This is a genomic window from Stutzerimonas stutzeri (genome assembly GCF_018138085.1).
GTDB lineage: Bacteria > Pseudomonadota > Gammaproteobacteria > Pseudomonadales > Pseudomonadaceae > Stutzerimonas > Stutzerimonas stutzeri_AI.
Genome location: NZ_CP073105.1, coordinates 1,440,091 through 1,455,223, shown reverse-complemented (window position 1 = coordinate 1,455,223; position 15,133 = coordinate 1,440,091). Strand labels below are relative to the sequence as shown.

General features: G+C 56.7%; 11 protein-coding genes. 2 read left to right on the top strand and 9 right to left on the bottom strand.

Annotated elements, in window-relative coordinates:
* Positions 1-55 precede the first annotated feature (55 nt).
* The gene (locus KCX70_RS06845) at positions 56-1,084 is read right to left on the bottom strand and encodes a hypothetical protein (RefSeq protein ID WP_212620293.1); all 1,029 of its coding nucleotides are present in this window, start codon (positions 1,082-1,084) and stop codon (positions 56-58) included.
* Between the two features lie 464 nt (positions 1,085-1,548).
* Between KCX70_RS06845 and KCX70_RS06840 the strand changes: the two genes are divergently transcribed.
* Positions 1,549-2,190, top strand: a complete 642-nt coding sequence (locus KCX70_RS06840; protein ID WP_249121707.1) for a TetR/AcrR family transcriptional regulator — start codon at positions 1,549-1,551, stop codon at positions 2,188-2,190.
* Between the two features lie 76 nt (positions 2,191-2,266).
* Here the strand turns inward: KCX70_RS06840 and KCX70_RS06835 are convergent, their stop codons facing one another.
* From KCX70_RS06835 to KCX70_RS06800, 8 genes are all read right to left on the bottom strand, one after another.
* Positions 2,267-3,859 (bottom strand): phytoene desaturase family protein, encoded by a 1,593-nt coding sequence (locus KCX70_RS06835; protein ID WP_212619676.1) that lies wholly within the window; start codon positions 3,857-3,859, stop codon positions 2,267-2,269.
* Between the two features lie 493 nt (positions 3,860-4,352).
* Entirely contained in the window at positions 4,353-5,171 is an 819-nt protein-coding gene (locus KCX70_RS06830) for an SDR family NAD(P)-dependent oxidoreductase (RefSeq protein WP_212619675.1), read from the bottom strand.
* A gap of 36 nt (positions 5,172-5,207) precedes the next feature.
* Positions 5,208-6,026: an enoyl-CoA hydratase/isomerase family protein gene (locus KCX70_RS06825; RefSeq protein ID WP_021207994.1), complete on the bottom strand. Its 819-nt coding sequence runs from the start codon at positions 6,024-6,026 to the stop codon at positions 5,208-5,210.
* A complete protein-coding gene (locus KCX70_RS06820) occupies positions 6,023-6,994 on the bottom strand; it encodes a lactoylglutathione lyase (RefSeq protein WP_212619674.1) in 972 nt (323 codons plus the stop codon). Before KCX70_RS06820 ends, KCX70_RS06825 begins: the two co-directional genes overlap by 4 nt.
* A gap of 79 nt (positions 6,995-7,073) precedes the next feature.
* On the bottom strand, positions 7,074-9,575 hold the full coding sequence (locus KCX70_RS06815; protein WP_212619673.1) for an efflux RND transporter permease subunit: 2,502 nt from the start codon (positions 9,573-9,575) through the stop codon (positions 7,074-7,076).
* Positions 9,576-9,605: 30 nt separating this feature from the next.
* The gene (locus tag KCX70_RS06810) at positions 9,606-10,745 is read right to left on the bottom strand and encodes a WD40/YVTN/BNR-like repeat-containing protein (protein ID WP_212619672.1); all 1,140 of its coding nucleotides are present in this window, start codon (positions 10,743-10,745) and stop codon (positions 9,606-9,608) included.
* Between the two features lie 137 nt (positions 10,746-10,882).
* Positions 10,883-12,241, bottom strand: coding sequence for a DUF1329 domain-containing protein (locus KCX70_RS06805; RefSeq protein WP_212619671.1), 1,359 nt, complete (start codon positions 12,239-12,241; stop codon positions 10,883-10,885).
* Positions 12,242-12,262: 21 nt separating this feature from the next.
* Entirely contained in the window at positions 12,263-13,921 is a 1,659-nt protein-coding gene (locus KCX70_RS06800; RefSeq protein ID WP_212619670.1) for a DUF1302 domain-containing protein, read from the bottom strand.
* Positions 13,922-14,287: 366 nt separating this feature from the next.
* Between KCX70_RS06800 and KCX70_RS06795 the strand changes: the two genes are divergently transcribed.
* Positions 14,288-15,130, top strand: coding sequence for an SDR family oxidoreductase (locus KCX70_RS06795; RefSeq protein WP_212619669.1), 843 nt, complete (start codon positions 14,288-14,290; stop codon positions 15,128-15,130).
* The last annotated feature ends 3 nt before the right edge of the window (positions 15,131-15,133 follow it).

Here is a 15,133-nt window from a genome sequence, read left to right as displayed (position 1 = left end):
TTGTTGTTCTCGCGCAATCCGCGACGCTTCAGCGCCGCGGATACCCGGTTCGCTATCAGAGATCCGCGCCAGGTACGTTACGCGCCGAGCCGTTGCGTCGGTCCGACTCGCCCCAGCCAAGCCAGTGCGACGGCTCGCGGCTATCGCCCACCCGACGCCAGCGCCCTTCCTGCTGCGCGGTAACCGGAAAACCGCCAACGAAGTCGATCATTTCGCCTTTCTCGTCCGGCAGAAACTCCCATTCTTCCCTGCCCTCGATGACGATCTTCGCAGACTTGAGGAAATAGCTGCCGTGCTTGTGTTCGGTCTGGCCTTCAATATCGGTGGTGACGCGCACCTCACCTTTTTCATTGTTGAAAATCGCGTAACCGAGGTGGTCGTGGCCCACCATGAATGAGCCAGCATCCCAGCTGCCGTCCTTGTAAACCGTGACAAAGGACCACCAGAGGACGTGCTTGTTGTTGTTCACTACCAGATCTTTTTTGTAGTGAATGGCGCCCCCTTCAGCCATGTAAAACTGATCGAGTGCAATGGCGCCTTTTACAGGCCGGCCTTCGACCACGCCAGCCACATCCCACAGCTGCGAAACGTAGAACGTGCCCCACTCCACCCCCGGCAGATACCACTGTAGCCCGGTAAGCAAACGACCTTCGAGCTGAAACAGCCCGTCTTCCTTCCAGGTTAATCGTTCACTATTGGCGGTGATTTCCCAGTGACTGCCTTGCTCTGCGGGTTGGTTCGTCCAACGCACGGTGTCGCCTTCCAAGGTCTGGACTGGCATGGGTGTAAGGGCCTGCAGCGCCATCTTATCGAAATCCATGCGCAGGTTCTTACCGTCCACATGGTTGTTCAAGTAGAAGAACTTGGTTGGGTTCGGCGTACCGTTTGGCGCCATCAGCGATCGGACGAAGGAATAGATATTGCCCTCTTCGTCACGGACAGATCCGAACGGCGAGCTCTTGCTCAGGTGTAGGCCGAAAAATCCCCGGGTACTGGCCATCGCGGCACCAGTCACCATGTGTGGACCCACCAACTGCTGAAAGCCGAAGTCGCCGCGTTCCGGAATGGTCTTGAAGGTTCTCATAAGTTCCTCTTTTTTTATTTTGGCTGCAGTTCGCATAGGCGAAGTTGTCAGCCGCTGAAAACCAGGATGGAAGAGACGCCAAACAGGCTGAGCATCGCGAATCACAGGCCAGGGGTTGCGTGGGGCGAGGCGCAGATCGCCGAGCTGGGCAAGCGTGAGAGCCATACCGATTTGGCTCCCTGCAACAATTCTGACGGAACTTTCCAAGACTCCAGTCAATACCGGTCGGTCGAGGTTTGGATTGCATAACGCGTCTCTTGTTTTTATTTTTCACCGCACCAAAACTGTCCAATTCGGAAGCGAGGCGGCTAGTTGCTCACCCAGCTCAGCATCAAGCCAAACCATTGGATGAATACTGGAATCGATGGTAGGCGCCTTCTTGGCAATACGTCCTTCGATTCGTTTGACCCATGGTCAAACAAACGTCCATCCTCTGGCAGCGTCACGATAAGGAGAATAAGAACGTGAAGAGTTCGGAGCCGGCCGAGTCAGGCAAGCGCAACACGATGAACAAATTGTTAGCTGCCGCGCGCAACGAGTTCGGCAGCAAAGGGCTTGGCAGTGCGAGGGTGGAAACCATCGCGAAGGAAGCGGGCGTCACTAAGCAGCTGGTCTATCACTACTACGGCTCCAAGGAGAATCTGTTCGTCGCGGTGCTCGATGAATCGTCTGAAAGCATCATGTCCGAGCTAGTAGCGCTGGAGATCGAGCAGCTGACGCCGCCCGCCGCGCTGCGAGCGATGCTTAACCGATTCTTCGACCAGTACTGCTACGACCCGCTTCTCGGCGCGCTGGCGCTGGAGGGCATCCGTTACCACGATGCCCACGAAACACCGCGCAACCGATTCCTAGAGATGGCTCCGGGGTTGATTGCCAAACTCGATGCCATCCTCCAACGCGGCGCTGCCACGGGAGAGTTCAAGAAAGAAATCAATCCAAGATTGCTTCTTGCCACAGCGGCGCTGGTCACCACCGGCTGGTTTACCAACCGTTATTCGATGTCGACCCTGACTGGCTTGGATACCGCCTCACCCGACGGCAGGGCGATCTGGCGGCAACATTCTGCGGATTTCATCCTGGCAGGTATCTCGGTTGCGCCTGACTAGATCAGGCGCCCGCATAGCGATCCAGAGAAACCGGCATGCGCAGTAAAACGCGCGAATTTCGATGAGATAGCTCCCGCTATTTGCTTACCTTGGCCAGGTATTTGGCGACTCGTTTGGCAGCGAGCCGCCCGGCCATGCCGTTTACACCGCCACCAGGGTGGACGCCGGCACTGCCAAGGTAAAGTCCTGCTACCGGCAACGTATTACCGCCCAGTCCATGGGCTGGGCGCATGGTGCTGGAGCGCATCGTGGTGGTATCGATATGTACAACGCAGCCATTCACCGTATTCAAACGCGCAGTGAAATCAGGGGCAGCTTCGATTCGACGGCCGATGATGTGGCCCTTGATCCCTTCTACATATTCCGAAGTCTGATCGATGACCTGATCGGCCACACGCTCTCTGATCGCTTCCCATCCTTCCACGGGGTCGACCGGCATCACTGGCGGATAGATATATAGAACGTCCTGGCCAGCGGGTGCCTGGGACGGATCCGCCGCGCTGGGAGCCGCCATGGTGATGTAGGGAAGTTTCGGTACCTCACCCCGTATGCACGCTGCGAAGTTCTCCAGTACCGCCTCCTCGGTGCCGATCAGCAGGCAGGTGTTGCGCAGGTCGACACCGTCGCCTCTGGCCGCTTCAAACCTGGGCACCGATATTTGCCCGCTCAAGGCGACGTCCACTTTCAACGGACCCGAGCCTTTGGCGTTGGCCGGGGCCATTGCGATACGTGTCAAAAGGTAGGACGGGATCTCACCGGTACTGACCATTTCCAGCGCCACCTTGGGATGACAGCCGGCAATCACTGCGTGCGCGGTGAATTCGCGTCCGTCCGTCAAACGCACGCCCTTTATCTGCCCACTAACAGAGACGATCTCGGCAACCGACGCGCTGATTAGTACTTGCCCACCGAGCTCTTCGAGCCGTGACTGCATGGCGTTGCTCAGCTGCTGCATGCCGCCCAGTACTCGTCCGACGCCAAAGCGATGAAGGAAGCCCAGCAACGCGTAATAGATACCGCCGCCATCTGCACTAATATCGCCCGCGAGTCCGGTCAACGCGCACATCGCCGATATCGTCACGGGATGCTCAAAGCGTTCACGAGCTGCTTGATGAGCCGAGCCGGTCATCAGTGCCATCAGCTCTGGTTTGAGCTTGCGGTTCTTCAGCGCAGAGCCGATGACCTTGAACTTGGCCCCCAGATTCAGTTCGGCCGGGTCTGCGCGCATCATCGGCAACGCGATGTCCAAAAACATGTCGATCACGTCCATGAACTTGAGAAACGCCGCTGCGTCAGCTTCGCTGTAGCGTCTGATTTCCGCTGCAGTTTTGTTGCGGTCTCGCCAGAAGATCAGCGACGTACCGTCCGGATGCAGGTAGACATAACCCGGCGCCAGCTCTATCGACCTAAACCCGTGCCGCTCGAGATCAAGTTCCTTCGGAACATGGGCGTGAACCCGCATCGACATCATGTCCAGTGCACAGGGATGGACAAGATGCTGGGGCGCCTCGGGGATCAAGTATCCCGACGAAGCCATTCCGCCGACTTTGTCCAGGGCTTCAAGCACCAGTACCTTCTTGCCTTCCAGCCCCAGATAGCAGCCCGCTGACAAGCCGTTCGTGCCGCCGCCGACGATGATGACGTCGAAATCTGTATTTTTATTATTCATTCTTTGTTGGTCCTATCGGACTCCAACAACATTTGCCCAACGCAAAAGCCGCTGCAATCCGCTTGCAAGAGTTCGGTTTAGAGCCACAACACAGGGCAACGCGAACGCGATTGACCGCCCGGCAGAGCCAGAGAAATCGCATTCAAGCAAGACGGTAAAGGTTTGTCTGTTGCCCACATCTTGGCGCTGAGCAGCACCCTAACAACAAACGTCACCGGGCAACGCGGCATCCGTTTTACCAACGGTAAAAGAGTCGTGGAGCAGCGACGTGCAATATATTTAATAGAACGAGCTGCTCGCAAACAGGCGAGAAATAGAAACCAATGGCGCGTCTAGCCCCGCTTTCGAGCAAGCTCGCGCCTACGCAAGCGGCAGTGCGCGTAACCTGCCGTATATGCAGCACATTCCCGGAACAAAGGCCGCTCTCAGACGAAGTCTCAAGTGAAGTTCGACGGTGCGCCCGGCTTTGTTACGCGGGCCGGGCGATCAGTCCTTACATGCCTGTTCGACCCATCTTTTCAAACAGGGCCCGCATGGCTACGAGAGAAGGCGTGTGGCTGCTGAATCCACCGTCTGCGACGAGCGTTGTACCGGTCACGAACGAGGACTCATCAGAGGCCAGGAACGCGACCACATCGGCAATCTGCCTTGGCGTTCCCAGTTCGGCCGTGCAATGGTTGTCGCGCATGATTTCCAGCAGTGGCGCGGGCATCTCGTGCTGCGGTGCGAGGCCGATCTGCACTGCGTTGCCACGGATGCCTTGCTTACCGTATTGAGAAGCGACCAGGCGCGGAAGCATCATCAGCGCCGCTTTGGAGGTCGCATATCCAGTCAGCGACATGTCGCCCTGCATCCCCAACCCGGAAGTGGCGAAAATGATCGAGCCTTTGCCCTGCTCCAACATCACCGGAATGACGTATTTGGTGCAGAGTACGGCGCCCCGCAAATTGACCGCTATGGCGCGGTCGAATGCTTCCATATCCAGGTTGGCCAGATCACGGTCCCGCTGGCGCTGGTCGGCGTTGAGCACGGCCGCATTGTTGTGCAGCACGTCGATCCGACCAAATTTCTCCGTTACCTGGGCGATCACCGCCTTGACGTCTTCCTCGGAAGAGACATCGGCGCGAAAGCCTTGAGCTGGCATGCCTTGCGCCAATATCGGCTCCGCCACACGGTTGGCGGCGTCGCCGTCGACATCTACTACGGCGACAGAGGCGCCGTGCTCGGCCAGCACCCGAGCGCACTCGGCGCCCAGCCCGTTGCCACCACCGGTGACGATCGCAACCCGCCCTGCCAGCTTGCCCATGCTCATCTGGTGTTCCTTATTTTGTTGTTAGCCATGCCAATCCTACTCGCCCGTGAAGCGCGGCTCGCGTCGCTCACTAAAAGCTTGCGCTGCTTCGCGCACATCCTTTGTCGGCGCTAGAAGGGCAAACAGGTCGAGTTCGAGATTGAGTCCGCTTTTCAGGTCCAGCTCCAGCGCAGCTCGAGCGGCCTGCTTGACGAAGGCCGACGCCGCTGGCGGCTTACTGGCGATGCGCTCGGCAAAAACCCTGACCTCCTCGACCAGAGTCGCGTTGTCGGTAGCCAGGCGGCTGACCAGCCCGATCTGGAACGCCTGATCAGCATTCATACGGTCACCCGTCAGCAGCATATCGAGGGCGCGCCCCGGCGCCACGACCCGCGAAAGCCGCTGAGTACCGCCACCGCCAGGAATCAGGCCCAGACCGGTTTCCGGAAGCGCAAAAATCGCATTGGGGGCCGCGAATCGAATATCGCAAGCCAACGCAAATTCCAGCCCACCACCCATGCAGTAACCCTGGATTGCAGCGATGACCGGCTTGGCTATTCCGTCGAGCGACTCGATCCAGCGCGAACGCTCCATCCGCTGGCGCACCTGCAGAGAGGTTTCTTCACCGCGACGCTCCTTGATGTCGGCGCCAGCGCAAAATCCACGCTCGCCTTCCCCGCGGATGACAATGACCCGCACCTGCGGGTCGTTGTCGAGCAATTGGAGCGCCTGAGGAACACCCTGACGGATGCTGTCGTTGATCGCGTTGATCTGGCCCGGGCGGGTCAATACGACCCAGCCGACCGAGACGCCGCGCTCTACCCGGACTGACTCGTTGATAACCAGCGGTGCCTGCTGATTGACCTCGGCGCTCATACGGAGCACTCCTCGAACTCGAACACCTGGCCATCCAATTCTTTCGGATCGATCTTGATCAGCGGCTTGCCACCTACGGCTTCGGACGACTCGACCCACTCGAAGGCCGTACCGCGAGCGCGCAAATCTTCAGCTTTGGCGGCCAGATCATTGACGCCGATGCGGATGTAATACGGGCCCGGCCCCCAGTTGTTTACATAATGACCGGCGTCGGTATTCCAGTACGTTGCCTCGAGCACGTCCAGCGTGGCGCTATTGGCGACGGTAAAGCCCATGCGCGCTCGGCGGTAGCCTTCACTTGCAATGTTCTCAACCGGGCAGGACGGCTCCCAGTCGAGGTTGGTAGAAAGCTTGCGCAGCGTTTCATCGAGATCGCGCACCAAAAAACCTCGCGCCGTAACACGCACCATGTCGCCCGGCTTCTGCTCACGCGGCTGCGCCGGCGGCGTTGCATAGGTTTCCGGCGGCATCTGCAATGGTTCGGTGGGCATGATTTCGATGCACAGGCCGCCGTCGACGGATGGCTCGTAATACGGCTTCTCCGGCGTTGCGCCCAACCACAGGCGATCGAACGGCATTTCCGGTGTGCGCTGGGCCATGCGGAATGGCAGGCGACGGCGCATCAATTTACTGACCAGGGCATCGAACTTGTCGCCATGCAGCGCGAGCACGATCGAGTGAGTGATCATGGGTCGATGGTGGCCCTGATAGTCCTTGAGGCTTTCTAGAAAATCGTGAAACAGCGGATCGCCTGGATTTGGCCGATCCAGATGCCACTGCGGCTCGATACGGGTGGGCGACACTGCTAGTGACTTGTGCACGCGCAAAAAATGTGCGATGTACGGATGGTTATCGAACGCCTGGCGCCAGCGCTCATGCTTAAAGATGCCGAGCTTATCCACCAGCTTTTCCGTCATCCCGTCCGGATCCGGAACCATCATGTCGGCACTCATCAACAACTCGAACATAACCCTCTCCCTTCAATAGCGCGCCATAGCTCTGGGCTTGGCTTTACAGTCAGTGGAAGCGCCAACCGGGCGCGTCCGATCAATGAGCGGCAGCCGCGTCAGTTAGTTTTTTTTTCTGAGTAGCCTGTTCGACCGGGGTATCAAGCATGGCCGGTGACTCCGGCGAGGCAGCCGGGGTCTTTGGGTTCAGCATGAAATGCGACAAGGCAGGGACCAGCACCAATGCACCCAGCATGTTCCACAGGAACATGAAGGTCAGCAGAATGCCCATGTCCGCCTGGAACTTGATTGGCGACCAAGCCCAGGTGATCACGCCTGCCGCCATCGTCAACCCGACCAGCGCGACCACGCGCCCGGTAAAGTCCAGCGACCGGCGATATGCAACCGCAAGCGAGCCACCCCGTTCCTGCACGGCAATCTGCACGCTGAGCAAATAGAGCGCGTAATCCACACCTACTCCCACGCCAACCGCGATGACCGGCAGGGTTGCGACTTTCAGGCCGATACCGAGCCAGACCATCAACGCCTTGCAGATGATGGTGGTCATTACCAGCGGAATGAGCGCGACGATGGTGGCGCGAATGCTGCGGAAGGTCAGCAGACAGAGCAAAGCGGTTGCGCCATATACCGCTAGGTACATGGTGATGATGCCTTTCTCGACTTCGATATTGGTCGCCGCTTCGATACCCGCGTTGCCTGCGGCCAAGAGAAACTCGACCGGACGCTCTGAATCGGCCGCGGTGTTGTACTCGGCTGCAAAAGCTTCGACTACTCCCATCACCCGCCGCAGCGTGTCGGCCTTGTGATCAGTCAGATAGGCGATCAGTGGGGTTACCGAGCACTGCTGGTTGGTGATGCCGGGCGAAGAAATCATCGCGGCGTCAACCGATGCGTTGGTGATGGCCTGGTCGCGGCTGATGGTCAGCCACTTACCGCTGCCTTCGGCCATCCCTGCAGTAACGAAACGAGTCGACTCGGCAAGCGAACTGGTGGTCTGCACGCCCGGAGTTTGGCGCAGTTGCCATGCCAGCCGGTCCATGGTTTGCAGCGTCTGGTACAACCGGCAACTGTCGGGATCGGTTTTCATGATCACGACGAATTGATCGCTGGAAAGACCGTAGTGGTTGGTGATGTAAGCATTGTCCTGGTTGTATCGCGAGTCTGCGCGCAGCTCCGGCGCGCCCGGATCCAGGTCACCGACCTTGAGATCGAGCATGACGATGCTGCAGACGATGGTGACGACAACCGATATGGAAATCACCGCGATTGCCCAGCGCCGCTCAGTAAAGCGATCCAGCCCGTGCCAGATGTGGCCCAGCCAGTTGCGGTTCTCGGCGCCAGCCTGGTCCTTCTCAAGTGCAATCAGTGCAGCTTTTTTGCTGACGCCGATGTATGACAGCGCGACAGGGATCAGCAGCAGCTTGGTGAAGATGAGTACGGCAACGCCAATACTGGTGGTTATCGCCAGATCGCGAATAACCGGAATGTCGATGATTGCCAAGACCGCAAAGCCGACGATGTTCGTCAGAAGCGCGGTAAGGCCGGTAAGGAATAGCCGGCGGAAGGTATAACGTGCCGCGACGTATTTATGCGTTCCTCGGCCGATGTCCTGCAGAATGCCATTCATCTTTTGTGTGCCGTGGGACAGGCCAATCGCGAATATCAAGAAGGGAACGAGGATCGAATAGGGATCCAGGTCATAACTAAGCAGCTGCATGAGACCGAGTAGCCACACCACACCGGCCACTGCGACACCGATCAACAGCAATGTACTGCGCAAACAGCGCATGTAGAGATAAACGAAAATCCCAGCGATCAGAACGGATATGCCGAAGAACAGCATGACGCTATACAGGCCATCGATCAGGTCCCCCACCAGCTTGCTGAAGCCGACGATATGAATCGAAATCTTGTCGCTTTCAAAGGTGCGGATTTTCTCTTCCAATTGGTCAGAGAACTCACCGTAATCAAGCGGCTCGCCAGTTTGAGGATGCAGATCGAGCAACGGCGCAACGATCATGCTCGACTGACCATCATTAGCGACGAGGTTGCCAACGATTCCTGCACGGGAGATGTTCCGACGCAGTTTCATGATGGACTCATCGCTGCCATCGTAATCAGACGGCATTACCGCGCCGCCACTGATTCCATCCTCGGTGACTTCCTTCCAACGAACAATCGGCATCCACAAGGATTTCATCCAGGAACGGTCGACGCCCGGAATGAGGTACAGCGTATCGTTTACTTCCTGCAGGACCTTTAGGTATTCCGGATCGTAGATATCGCCCTGTTTGTTTTCAACAACGATACGGATGCTGTTGCCTAACCCCGGAAGCTGATCCTTGTAGGCTAAGTAGTTCTTGATGTAGGGACTACTGCTCGGAATCATTCTTTCAAAGCTTGCGTTTACATCTATTCGAGCGGCGAAGTAACCCAGTACAACAGTGGCCAGCAGGCAGACCACGAGTACAAGTACGCGATTATTGAAAATAACCCGCTCGAAAAACCCGCCGGACGATTTATCGAAATCGCGAACATCCGGAATTACGGGCATTCCACTATTGTACTTTTGATCTACCATTTTCTTATTCTCACTCAACCTGCCGCGTTATTAGTTCGCCTTGGCTATCTCGACGAGCTTTGCACCCGAGAAAAAAGTCACGACCATCTCGCCATCTCGCCGTGTATCACTGGCTGCGAACACTTCACCTACACGTGCGGCCTGCAGGGGTGTAACGCTCAAGCTTTGCTTGTCTAGCGCGGTCATTGCGCCGCTCTGGCTGACCATGATCAGCTGCTGCCCCGCATCCACTGCGCTTACCAGACTGGCGTTGAGGCCGGTGTCAATCTGCTGCCATTGCTGCCCATCGTCCCTACTCGCATATAGGCTGCCACGCAGGCCATAGGCTAGAAGCAGGTTGGGAAGCGCACGCACACCGAAGTAAGTACCGTTATAGGGCGTTTCGATCGATGTGAACTGTTGAGTCTGGGGATTCAGGCGCATGAGCAAGCCCTGCTCTCCCGCGATATAGAAAACGCCGTCGCGTTCATCCAGGCCGTACAGATGCATACGGCGAGTATTGTCGGTTTGCTCGATCCAAGGGTCCCAGGTCGCCCCGTCATCTGTGCTTCTCAGGATCATCCCGAACGCGCCAATGACGTAGCCGACCTTGTCGTCGTTGAACATGACGTCGAGAAACGGTGCAGCCAGCACGTCGGGCGTAGCCGACGTGTTCATGGCGAACTCAACTTCCTGAAGCATGTCGGCTGCACCCTCGTCGCCACGCTCTGCGCGCTCGCCGTAGACGCCCTTGAGACGCGCGAGCACCGTACGGCCATCGAGCTGTACCGACCAGGTCAAGCCACCATCGGCTGTGTGCAGCAGTACCGAGTCATGCCCTACGATCCACCCGTTCATGGGGTCGCGAAAGCGCACTTGGACCAAGTCCGTAGAAACAGGGCTTTGCACCTGCTGCCAGGTTGTCCCACCATCAGTAGAGCGCTTGATCATGCCATGCAACCCGACGCCGACAAGCACATCACCCGCTCGGTCCATACCCAGGAGCGGTGCTGGAGCGCTGATCGGCTTCGATGGCTCGCGCAAGGGGTCGAGCCCCTCCGCCGCAACAGACGCGTCCACTGCAAAAGGCAACAGCAGGACCAACAGCATCACGCTGAACCATTTTATGGACAAGCGGGCAATGGTCGCTGAAGAAGCGTTAGGCACAGCAAGCGGCACCGGGAATATCATTATTTTTATCCTCAACCAGCATAAGTCAGTATGCACGCGATGCTTGTCGCCATGACCTACATCGCTTGCAGACCTAGAATGGAACTAGGATCGACAGGTCCGCACCAAGAAAGCGCACGTGCAGACCTGAAGCTGGGTCAGCGCTGGGTTTCCCTCGTTACGATTGCCTCCGGATTCAACGAACGCTCGGAACGTGGTTCGGTCAGAACGCGATAACCCCCATCCATAGCATCGTTGATCACGCCATACATCCCTTTGTTGAAGTCATAGATCGAGTGCTTGACAATGTAAGGAATGTCGTGGTCGTAGAACTGCACTCCACCAAGCATCATGGCGCGATAGAGCTGACCACTCTGATCCCATGCATCGTACAGACCCGCCCCATAAGTATCTTCGTCGAGGTAATAGGTACGCTTACTATAAACGTGGCGCATACCTGGCTTCAAAGTTGCTTCAACCTCCCATACTCGATGCAATTCCCAACGCTCGCAGGCAGGATTAGGATGCGAGTCCAGAAGTTGATCTTCACAGTTGAAATAGAACTTGTAGGAATTATAAGGAATATACATCTCCTTTTTCCCCACCAGTTTGAAGTCGAAGCGATCTTGCACACCCGAAAACATGAACAGTTCATCAAACAATTCGAGACCACCCATGCTCGCTACCGGGGTGTCGTAGGCAAATTCGGGAGCCAACTTTACGCGGCGCTGCCCTGGGGTATAACTCCAAGCTCGACGGGGCTTAACGGTTGGGTCGAGGTAGTCGTTGAGGCCGGTCAGCTCGCCGGCTTTCCGGGCCGGCGCCTTGGTCACCGAATAAACCCGGTACGCCATCTCAGGATCGCGGCCTTCAACGTCGGCCTGGTAATAAGGACGCTCCACAAAAGTAGATTGTGTGGCAGTTTTGGTTACCCCACCGTTACTGTCCACAACCCAGGTATTGGAAGAGGACGTCGTGGTTCCAAATTTACCGTCATTATAGCGAAGCAACTGATTCCACATCACTTCGTTGCCAGTCTGTGGAATCGGGAACGGAATTCCGCCTCGGCACTCCGATTCCACGGCCAAGCCATCTTTCTTGGTTTCACAAGTGGTGGCATTACGCACCGTGGCCTGCAGAACCTCTTCCGGGTACGCAGCTGTTCGATGTGTCGGATAAATGTCCATGTAATAGTCAGGGTTGCGCTTAAGGACTTCTTTCTGACCGTCACTTAGCTTGTCTGCGTATTCATGCATGTTTTGCGCGGTGATACGAAACAGCGGCTTTTCGTTAGCGAACGGATCGACCCACACTCCGCTGTTGGGCTTGAAGCCCGGCGGTGCAGTACGCAGACCACCGTCGTAGGCAGGGATGGTGCCGGCTTCGTTACCTGCTGCAATGGCACCAACGCGAGTGAGCGTATCGCCCAGTTTTGCAGCTTCCTCGGCAGAAACCGCAGCCATCGATATGGAAGAAATACCGCTGAGCATCAGACCAAGAGCGACTTGGAGTTTCATTGAATTCCCCTTTTATAAGTTTTAGAAGGAAGTTTTATAGGTAAACGCAAGCCAACCGCGATCGGTGGTACCCACAGCACCGTTGCCGCCTACCCCGCCGTTGAGCAGATTCTTTTCCTGGGCAGAAGTGTCTGCGTAACGCAGGCTGAATTCGTGGCGCTGGATGTAAGTCATTTTTGCACCTACGGACCAAGCTAGGGCTCCTTCGCTACCGCCGCCCGCGCTTGCCGCGTTTCCGCTAATCCCGTAGTTGACGGTAAACGGAACCTCCAGGTCCCAAGACGGGAAGATCGAAAGGTATTGAGGGGTATAGTTCACAGCTACAGCGTAGTAGTCGTCGGTCGAGCAACCGTCTTCCTTGCCTCCTGGAAGGGCTGAACTGCGCGCATCACGACACGCCGCATAACCGTCGCCCTTGTAGAGTTCTTCATGCTTGGTCACCTTGTCCAAGTGGCTGTACGCAAATTCACCAACCAAGGTCGCGTTATTGGCAATGAAGTTCCGTGGCACACCGTAGACTGCGTTTGCAACGAAGTGAATGGTGTCGCCGCGAGGACCCTCGTCGTCAACAAGGCTTACACCCGTTGCGTTCAAGGCACCGCCCTTGCGGTAAGAAAGATCCATACCTACGGAAACGGAATTGAATACGCGGGAAAAACTCAAGCCAGCCAGCTTGACGCCCTCTGGATGTACAAGCCGATAAGTGCCGCCCGCCAAGTCGATCTCTGGCGCTAGCCAAGGCTGATAGTCATCGAACTCGCGATAGTAAGCGCCAACGGTGGCTTCTATCTGCTCAACATTGAGCCGACCCATCACACCCCAGTTTGCGGTATCGCGGCCGCGCTTGGTATTGGCATGGTCTAGATTGAAACCGGGGGCCAACGGAAACCGATCCGGGCCTTCGAAGAAAGGATCCGCCGGGCCAAAATAGGTGCCGCCGTACGGAAACCGCGTATTGTCCCACTCGAAGAATTGCTGGGCCATGATCGAAAGGTTATCGGTCACCTGAGCCTTTACCGACACCTGCCCCAACGGCAAGAACACTTCCTTGGTTTCGATGCCCGGGCTGGTCACCGCTTTCACCGCGTCAGTCGGAGCCTGGGAATAAGAGATTGAGTGTGCACCGAACAGCAAGCCTTCGCCCCAGTAATTGGTATGGCGGCCCACCTTGATGTTCACGGGTACCGGGCCGATGTCCAGGTTGGTCCAGATAAAGGCATCGAGAATTTCGCCAGAAGGACCGTGAGCGTAGCGATCGACCTCTGAGCTGTATTTATTGCCATAGTAGCTGGTCGAATAGCCAGGGATGTTGCTATCCACGTCGTCGTCACGGTAGGCATGGTCATACCAGCCCGCGGCGCTAAGGCGGGCACCCAGCAGATACTTATAGGCGAAGTCGATCTCGGTCAGTAAATCGAGACGATTGGTGACGATGTCGCCCTTATCGAATTTTCCATCCGATTCGTCAGTGGTAGGGGTATTCATGATGCGATTGTCCTGGTCTTCCATCCTTATTCCCAGGTTGTATCGCACCGTGTTGTCCCAGCGCAGCCGGTAATCCGGGTTCCCCAGATCGACTTGAACCGCACTGGCTGTCCCGGCGCCGGCAAGCATAGCGACCGCGATAGCAATGCGGGTGAGCTGCGTTGGCTGAGTTCTAAAACGGCGGCATTCTTTCATTGTTGTGATCCTTTTATTTTTATTTTCAGTGGCTTACACCGAAACGTATTCAACCTGAGAAGCCTTGCTACGCCTGGCGAAACCGTTGCGATCGCTGTGCGCATGAATAGCATGGGCCGATTAGCTCCCGATGCTTAGGCCAACCCTAGCGGATATCTCCTTAAAATTCCACATGGAGATTTTGATTCTTTATCCAGAATTCCGTCGAAGCCCGCCTACCAAACCCCGATCCGCAAACGGGCTGCGACCATAAATATAGACATTTATCATGAATTCGTTCATTTTTCTTCATGACAGGTGTTTTTTCATCGTTCGAAACGCCGTTTTGGTCATCCGCCAGACGGCCATGCAGAGACAAGTATCCAAATGAACTTCGATTTGAGCGACAAACGCGTCATCGTTACCGGCGCCTCCAGAGGCATCGGATTGGCCATCGCACGTGCATTTGCTGCTGAAGGTGCGCGCGTCGCGATCTGTGCGAGATCTTTGGAAGCCGTTGAAGCAGCTGGCCAGGAACTTGCCGAGAAAGCCGCTGGCGTGATCGCACGCGCGGTCGACGTAACCGACACGGACGGCGTGCGCCGCTTCGTCGATGAAGTGGCCGAGACCTGGGGTGGCGTGGATGTACTGGTGAACAACGCCGGTCAAGGCCGTAGCGGAAATATCGATACCCTCACCCCTGAATCGATTCTCGAACACGCCAATGTCTTACAGATGGGGCATTTCCGTTTCGTTCAGGCCGTGGTACCCCATATGCGTAAGCAGAATTGGGGGCGAATCGTCGAGATCAACGCGCTGGCCGGGACTATTCCCACGCCCGACGGCATCCCATCGGTGATCAACCGCGCGTCCTGTGTCGCGCTGTCCAAGTCGCTGGGGATGTCGCTGGCGAAAGAAAATATTCTTGTGAACAGCCTGAACATGGGTTGGATCGATACCGGGCAATGGGACCGTCATTACAAAGAAATGGGCCCCGGCGTAAGCCGTGAAGAGTTTGACGAGATGGTCATGAAAGTGGTGCCGGTTGGCCGTTACGGTAAACCCGAGGACGTATCCGGTATGGTGTTGTTCCTATCCAGTGAATATGCGAGCTTCATCAGTGCCGCATCGATCGATATCGCCGGCGGCATGGGTGGACAGATTGCCTACTTCCCTACCCTCAAGCGCGACTTCGCCGCGGCCATCAAGGCGCGAAACACCGCTAATTGACAG